The sequence below is a fragment of the Caballeronia glathei genome, from assembly GCF_000698595.1.
GTDB classification, from domain to species: Bacteria; Pseudomonadota; Gammaproteobacteria; order Burkholderiales; family Burkholderiaceae; genus Caballeronia; species Caballeronia glathei.
The window spans coordinates 1-6,840 of record NZ_JFHC01000144.1 but is presented as its reverse complement, the minus strand read 5'-3'; the positions used below and the strand labels follow the sequence as shown (position 1 = coordinate 6,840).

Annotated in this window: 3 protein-coding genes and 1 pseudogene; 3 read left to right on the top strand and 1 reads right to left on the bottom strand. The window is 59.6% G+C overall.

The features are described from left to right. Nucleotides 1-704: 704 nt before the first annotated feature. Entirely contained in the window at nt 705-1,910 is a 1,206-nt protein-coding gene (locus BG61_RS37280) for a YihY/virulence factor BrkB family protein (protein WP_035943188.1), read from the bottom strand. Nucleotides 1,911-3,148: 1,238 nt separating this feature from the next. On the opposite strand from BG61_RS37280, the gene BG61_RS37275 reads away from it, so the two are divergent. The 3 genes and pseudogenes from BG61_RS37275 to BG61_RS37255 all read left to right on the top strand — a co-directional run bounded on the left by BG61_RS37275 (nt 3,149) and on the right by BG61_RS37255 (nt 6,791). Continuing rightward, the gene (locus BG61_RS37275; RefSeq protein WP_035943187.1) at nt 3,149-3,358 is read left to right on the top strand and encodes a CsbD family protein; all 210 of its coding nucleotides are present in this window, start codon (nt 3,149-3,151) and stop codon (nt 3,356-3,358) included. Between the two features lie 1,652 nt (nt 3,359-5,010). Beyond that, nucleotides 5,011-5,241 (top strand): annotated as a pseudogene (locus tag BG61_RS37265) (rod shape-determining protein); the annotation flags it as partial. 1,061 nt (nt 5,242-6,302) lie between these two features. Beyond that, entirely contained in the window at nt 6,303-6,791 is a 489-nt protein-coding gene (locus BG61_RS37255; protein ID WP_035943182.1) for a DUF421 domain-containing protein, read from the top strand. Nucleotides 6,792-6,840: the final 49 nt, after the last annotated feature.

Below are 6,840 nucleotides of genomic sequence, written 5' to 3'. Positions count from 1 at the left end.
TCGTGATACTCAACGTGAAGCTGCTGGTCGATACAGTTCTGCGTTAGCTGCGGGCCGGTCTGCGGCGGGTTGCGGTTGCAGCCCCTGCCGCAGACGCTAGGATTGTGCTCGCATCGGGCTGCCCGCTGCCAGCGCTCACTGAGCAGCATGGCAATCTAGACGAATTCACGTTCATTATCAAACCCTATCGCCTGACCGAGCTGGTTCGGGCATCGCGCAATGGCGACCTGCCATCGATGGTCGGCTCTTACGCGCCTGAGACAAATCAGATCTTGGCAGCGGTCGCGATCAGGGTGAGGCTTTCAGGGTGCGACCGATTTCTCGAGTTGAAGCCTGGTGCCGGCTTTGCTGCTGGCACGGATGGGCAAAGCGGAGCTCGGCTCCCGTGGCGGCACAGGCGTTACAGGTGCGATTACCCTTTTTCAGGTCGTGACGCCGGTTGGCGTCCTGCCGCCCGCCCTTCCATCCAGACCCTCGACACGCATTGCATGTGGCGGGCGGTCCGAGCCCGCCTCTCCCTTCTGTCCGCGGCCGTCCCCGAGTGTGCCTTGGTCGACCGCCCGGAACGCGTGCGACCGGTTGACGGCGCTCAATAGTTCTGGCCGCCGCACAGACGAGGTGTCCACACCCATGATAGCGAGTGCTGCCCGATCTGAGCAGTACGCGGAGTTCGTCGACGGTGGGCGCGCAATAGGTCCTACCAGTTAATGATCCCGACCATGGGTGCGCCCAGCCGCAACGGCGACCACCAGTCCTGTGGTCGCGGCGAGCAATGTCGCGCGCCACGGATATCGATGCACAAGCTGGTTCGTCTGGGAAAATTTCCTACTCGCACCGATCAATGCGCGCGCCGCAGATCGTGTGGCGTGAGACTCGGCAGAAATAAGTGGGCGCGAGAACATCCGTACGGCCCGAAGTTGCAGACTGTTGCTGTCTGCGCGCGGACGTGAAACCCGCACCGTTGCCCCAGAAGGGTCCAGGGGTACAACGTCATTAGACCCTCGGACGGTGGGTGCGGTGATCGCGTCCGGCGCCTTTCGGGGTTGGGGATCGCCCTTACGAGCCCTCGCTGCTGAGGACTCTGCTCCAAGCAGCAAAACGGCTGCCGCGAAGTACAGCCACATTAGCAATACCGCCAGGGACCCGGCCGCGCCGAAGGCACTAGCGGTACCCGCGTGCGTCAGATAAAGCGCGAATAGCTTCTTCCCGGCTGAAAAAAGGACGGCTGCAATTAGGCCGCCCACGAGAGCGTCGCGCCAGAAAACATGGCCGTCCGGCAGAAACTTTAGGAGAGCTCCAAACGCCGCGGACAGTATCGCAAGGCCGAGAACGAACTGGACGATGTCGCCGACAACAACCAACGGCGACGTGCCCCATAGCCATTTCCCGGCGGCTTGTACCGCCGTATCGAGCACAAGAGAGACGATCAGAAGGAATGCGACCCCGAGGACGAGCCCAAGCGAGATGAGCCGCAGCTTCACAAGCGCGACGACGCTCGACTTCGGTTCGCCAGACGCTGGCCAGATAAGGTTAAGTGCGGTATTTAGCGATGAAAATGTCGCCGAGGCCCCAATCACCAACAGTACGAATGAGACGATCGCGGCCATGCCGGATTCGCCACTGCGATGGGCGTTCGTCACAATGCTCTGCACACCCGCCGCGGCCTGATCTCCCAACATCCCATTTACCTGATGAAACAGCTGCCCGCGCGCCGCCTCCGGGCCAAACACCCAACCAGCGACGGCGATCACCATCACGAGCGTAGGTGCGAGCGAGAACGCCGAATAGAAGGCGATGCTCGCAGCCATCGCCGCGCAGCGATCGTCGCTGAACTTCTTCAGGGCGTTGATAACCCATGAAGCGTCTTTCTTCGCGACGGATTGCAGATATTTTGGTGACAGGGTGTTCATGTGCGCCTCTACGGGTCGATCCATCGCCCAAATCGGGCGAGCGCCTGGAGAAACGCATGATCCATTCCAGAACCGCCGTGTGGGCCGCGGCCGGTGATCAGGGCGAGTGCGTCTGGCTTCTTCCGACACTGATCGGTGTCCTCGTCCTATCGGTGAGCGAATGCGCCTGGCCGGCGGAGTATCCGTGCAGTATTCTTGGCGGTAAGGGGCGCAGACATGATGCTTGCATTCGGAGAAGAGCTTGATCCTCAGTGCCCCGTTTAGCCGATTCGCCGCTTGCAAGGCGAGCTCACGTTTTGCCCGACGAGCAGCCATCAGAGACCCGATGCCGAATATCGCTTGGGTCGCACCAGAAAGCGGCTGTGATCCGAATTTCAAAACATGTAGGGGATCGGACCGGGTAGCGGGCACACGTCTGGGTCCTGAGAATCGCCGCATACACTGAGGTGCTCCAGAGCTTAACGGGGCAAAATTTCGCTCACACGCTGCGGTCGACCGAGGAGGTGATCGCAGCGCAGTGCCCGTTGCAACATCGATCAACGGGCCGCCATCGCGAAGCGCTTCTGTTCGCGGTCGGCGTAATCCCGTACCGAAAAAACAGCAGCACGCACACCCCGCGACACGGACCGGTGGCGCACTGGAACTACCCTTTCGCGCCGCACTCCCGGCGACCAAATGCGCCGGGCAAGCCGGCCGAGAGCCGGGCATCCGCACCGCGGTCAAAGCGAACCACGCGGCGCATCGCGTTGGATTAGAGCTCGTGCGATGTGTCTGGGATGAAAGCGGCAATCGCGCGAGTTGTCCGAATCTGGCGATGGCGCCGCCGTCTGATTGGCTGCTTGTCAGCATTTACTCGGTTCTACCGGCTGAGCATGCTCTTCATGTGAACGAGCGAAAGCGTACCCGCGACAATCTCGCCGCTCGAAAAAATGATTGTGGCCGTGACTCTAACGACCGGCCTTTGCGCCAATGCGAGGTTGCCCTCGAGCGGTGCGTCAGGGCACACCTGGCCTCGTGCCGGAGGTAGCCCGGCCCAAGCACGCAGGCCGCTCCTCAGTCGGATGCACAACAGATTGCCGCTGCCAGCGGCTTCGCATCGGCTGTGAGAATCGGAAACAGAAACGTATAACTAGTGAGCCCGTGCCCATGGCTTAAATTGGGGCCTAGTGGGGTTGGCATCCTTCTTGCGCACTAGGTAGTGCCCGCTATCCGCGGGCAGTCCGAAATGGAGAATGACGATGAATGAGGATCAAGTCAAAGGTGTTGCCGAAAAGGTCAAGGGAAAGATCAATGAGAAGGTCGGTCAAATGACGGACGACCCCGCCCAGGAATTGAAAGGCGAAGCCCAACAAGTCGAGGGAGAGGTGCGCAAAGACGTCGGCGATGCAAAGGAGGACTTAAAGGATGCGGCCGAGCGGGCCGAGGACAAACCGTCCACAGCGCCCTGAGCCATGAAAGCCAACACAGCGGGGCTCGGTGCGATCTGCATGTGCATCGCGGCGACTGCTAATGCTGATCGGAGTACGCGACTAGAAAAGCTCGGCACCGTCGGCGTAGTTAACCAGTTGGTGGGACAACCTCCGGCCAAAAAGAAGCCTCCGCCGAACGGTGGCTCGGCGCAGAGGGAAAACGCGAAAACCGGACGCCCGCCCGCCGGAGCCTACCCTCAGCAACCTCGCACTCGCCCATGACGGCGACGGAGCGGATAGGCTTGACCCAGACTGAGCCGGCGCCTCCGCCGGCCCTTCTTATCCTCTCGGCCGACGGTCCCGCTGGTGCAATCGCGTTGAACCCCGCTGGTTTCATCTAATTTAAGCGTCTCGGGGAAAAAGGTAACAGTTACCTGAGTTATAACAAGTAGATTTACAATCACCGTTCTGTCGTGCTCACACGAGGAAACGATGGTTCTATATCATCACGGCGCAGCCATCCAGGCGTCGGCTATCAGGAAAGGCAACACGTTCGTGGCGCGGGCTTGTATCTTGGAAGAGGATGGTGAATCCACCTCGCTGGGCAATCTCGGACAGTTCGCAAATCAAAATTCCGCCTATCAATTCGCCATACGAAGCGCGACCGCTTTTGTGGATGGTGAGCCCCTGCCTCGTTCTCCGATCCTAGGTGATCCAACCGCGTAGAGGTATCGGAAACGTCGATGTGACGCTTTCCGTGTTCCTCGCGCGTCGCTACATGACCCATTGAGGAGGTACTCGTGAAAAAATCTATTCTCGCAGCCTCATCGCTGGCTGCGGTCGCTCTTGCTGCATGCAACAAACCTAGCGAAACAGCTGCCCCGAGCGCTGCGTCCGAAACGCCGGCCGCGCCGGCTGCTGCACCGGCTTCGGCAGCAAGTCAATAAGCTTGGTCGCTAGGCCCAAACGGGCTTACCGCGCCGAGGCTCGAAGACACGGTGAAACCTAATTCTCCAAGCAACAAAATTCGAGTGAATGGAGACTAGATGTACAGGCCCGACATATCAAAGTTTCAACACATGCGCACGTGCGGTGAGCACCGCACATACGACGTGACGCTCAACGTCGTGCAATTAGATTCCGGTGTGTGTACGTATACGGGTTGGGTACATTTCCAGCATGAGTTTAAAGGGACCGGATTGGTCATGCCTCTCGTTTCCCATACACGAGAGGGTGCCATGAGCGAGGCCCGACGTCGTATCGAGAGGGACATCGAAGACCTCGCCGGCATCGTCGAGTGAGTATAGCGGGCCACTTCTGGCGGACTCGTCGGATTTGGCCGGAGGCATCGAGACCTCACAAGTTCGGTCTTCGCTGCGGCGAAGCCTCGTGAAGCGGGGGCCCAGATCCCTTGCCGACCGTAGAACTCTCGCTAATTACACTGCCAGACTTGGCGAGTTTCCAGTCGCTCGATCGCGCCATCGAGGCAGCAAAAGGATATTTATATCTAAAAAGTCAGATCTAAAGCCGCCGGTGCCGAAGTGCGATACTCCGGAAAATCGCATGAAGTCGAGCGGTCCTCTTTACGGAAGAAGTGCCGCCGATTCTGAAACTGCTATTCTTAGTCTCCCGAGCGGCGCATGGTTGCACCGGCTGAGCCGACTCCCGGGATCAAGTGAGACAGGATTTCAATGTTCGGGTTTCGGCGCAGCTACTTTGCCAACGATCTGGCGATTGATCTTGGTACCTCAAATGCCCTGATCTACATGCGTGGCAGGGGCATCGTCCTCGACGAACCCTCGGTCGTATCGATTCGTCAGAATGGTGGGTCTAACGGAAAGAAGACCATCTTGGCAATTGGCAAGGAAGCGAAGATGCTCGGGAAGGTTCCGGGTAATATCGAAGCTATCCGGCCGATGAAGGGGACGGCGTGATTACAGTTTGGGCCTGCCTCCAGCCTCGGGTTCCCCGGCCGCCAAGTAGAGAGCCGTCTTACTGAATGACCGGCCCGGTGGAGCGCTGACGGCGTATGCTGGGTCAACGTCGTCTTGCGATTGCGCTTTGGCGCTGACCCTCGGGTTGGGCGACTGTGGGGCTCATCAGTACGCCTTTTTTTGATCGCTCCCTGACGCTGGGGAGTCCATCTTTCCCTTCTTCTCCATATGCTTTTGGGTGTCCCCTGAGCCCTTTTCCATGGTGCTCGACCCCGACGCCCCGGAAGGGCTGTGGGTGGTACCACCGGCGTTCGGCGTCCCCATTCCTGTTCCGCCTTGTCCGGCAGCACCGCCACCTGCCGTGCCACCGCCTCCGCCGGCCGCCCCAGCACCGGCGCCCTGCGCCCACGCGACATTGGACAAGCCCCAAAGCAACGCTGAAAGCAACATTCCCTTCGAATTAACTCGCATGGCAGTCTCCTTGCTCGCGAAGCGGAATTCTGCGCCACACTCGCGCAGACCGCTCCGTGAGAAACGCAATTCCCATGCCTTCCCGCGCGTCTCAATGCCGCAGCGTTGGGACGCCTTCGTGCGTCAAATGCGTGCTGGATTCGGTGTGGCCTCTCGAAGTGACCATCGGGCCGGGCCTTTGGTATTATGGATTTCAACGCGACTTACGTCGCTGCCCTCGCGTTGACTTAGTAGCGTCGAATGCGGCCTGCTGGCCTCTAGTGCGGCCTGCGCGCTAGACTGCCCTAGAGGCCGGGCGAACGCCCGGGCGACCACGGTAACGCCCGCCGAGAAGGTCGAGCAAGAGCCAAAACGCCTTTTCCGCAGAAGCACGAGAGGCTGTTCTTCGGCGCAGAATCACTCTAGGCTGCGGGGAGGCTGCATATCGCTCCGAGCGGAAACTCCGGGCTTTGGCGCGAAACTTGCTCGCTAAGCGTATACAATTTTGACGGCGTGAACTGGCCATCGCCGTGCCAAAGCCGCAAGCAAGCGAGCGCCAGTTGTGCCCGGCGCGCTCCGCAAAAATCAGGGAGACAGCCATGGATGCACTAGATTGGCAGGACCTCTTTTCATTTAGCATGTCCCCGCTCGAGATCGTCCTGCGCGGTACGTTTATGTACTGGCTGCTCTTTCTCCTTTTTCGCTTCGTCGCGAGGCGGGACATCGGATCCGTTGGCATCGCCGATCTGCTTATTATCGTCATCGTCGCAGACGCCGCACAAAATGGAATGGCCGGCGACGCCGATAGCCTGGCTGACGCCGGCCTGCTAGTCACAACCCTCGTAGCGTGGAACCGTCTGATTGACGCTGCCGCCTTTTATTGGCCGGCGTTCAACCGATTCGCGAATGCCAAGAAGGTGCTCCTCGTTTCGCATGGCCGAAAGCTGCACGATAGTATGCGCCGAGAGGCGATAACTGATGAGGAGCTCGATGCTAAGCTAAGAGAGAATGGTGCGAGCTCGCTTGAAGAGGTGGAACGGATGTACCTCGAGTCGGATGGCCAGATTAGCGTCGTGAAAAAGAAATGATGGCGCATGCGCTGAAGTTCGGGCGGCCCTTCGACTTTTAAGCTCCGGC

Bases quoted from the DNA above. Each gene is read 5' to 3' on its own strand.
- BG61_RS37280 (WP_035943188.1), bottom strand. From the start codon at position 1,910: ATGAACACCCTGTCACCAAAATATCTGCAATCCGTCGCGAAGAAAGAC.
- BG61_RS37275 (WP_035943187.1), top strand. From the start codon at position 3,149: ATGAATGAGGATCAAGTCAAAGGTGTTGCCGAAAAGGTCAAGGGAAAG.
- BG61_RS37255 (WP_035943182.1), top strand. From the start codon at position 6,303: ATGGATGCACTAGATTGGCAGGACCTCTTTTCATTTAGCATGTCCCCG.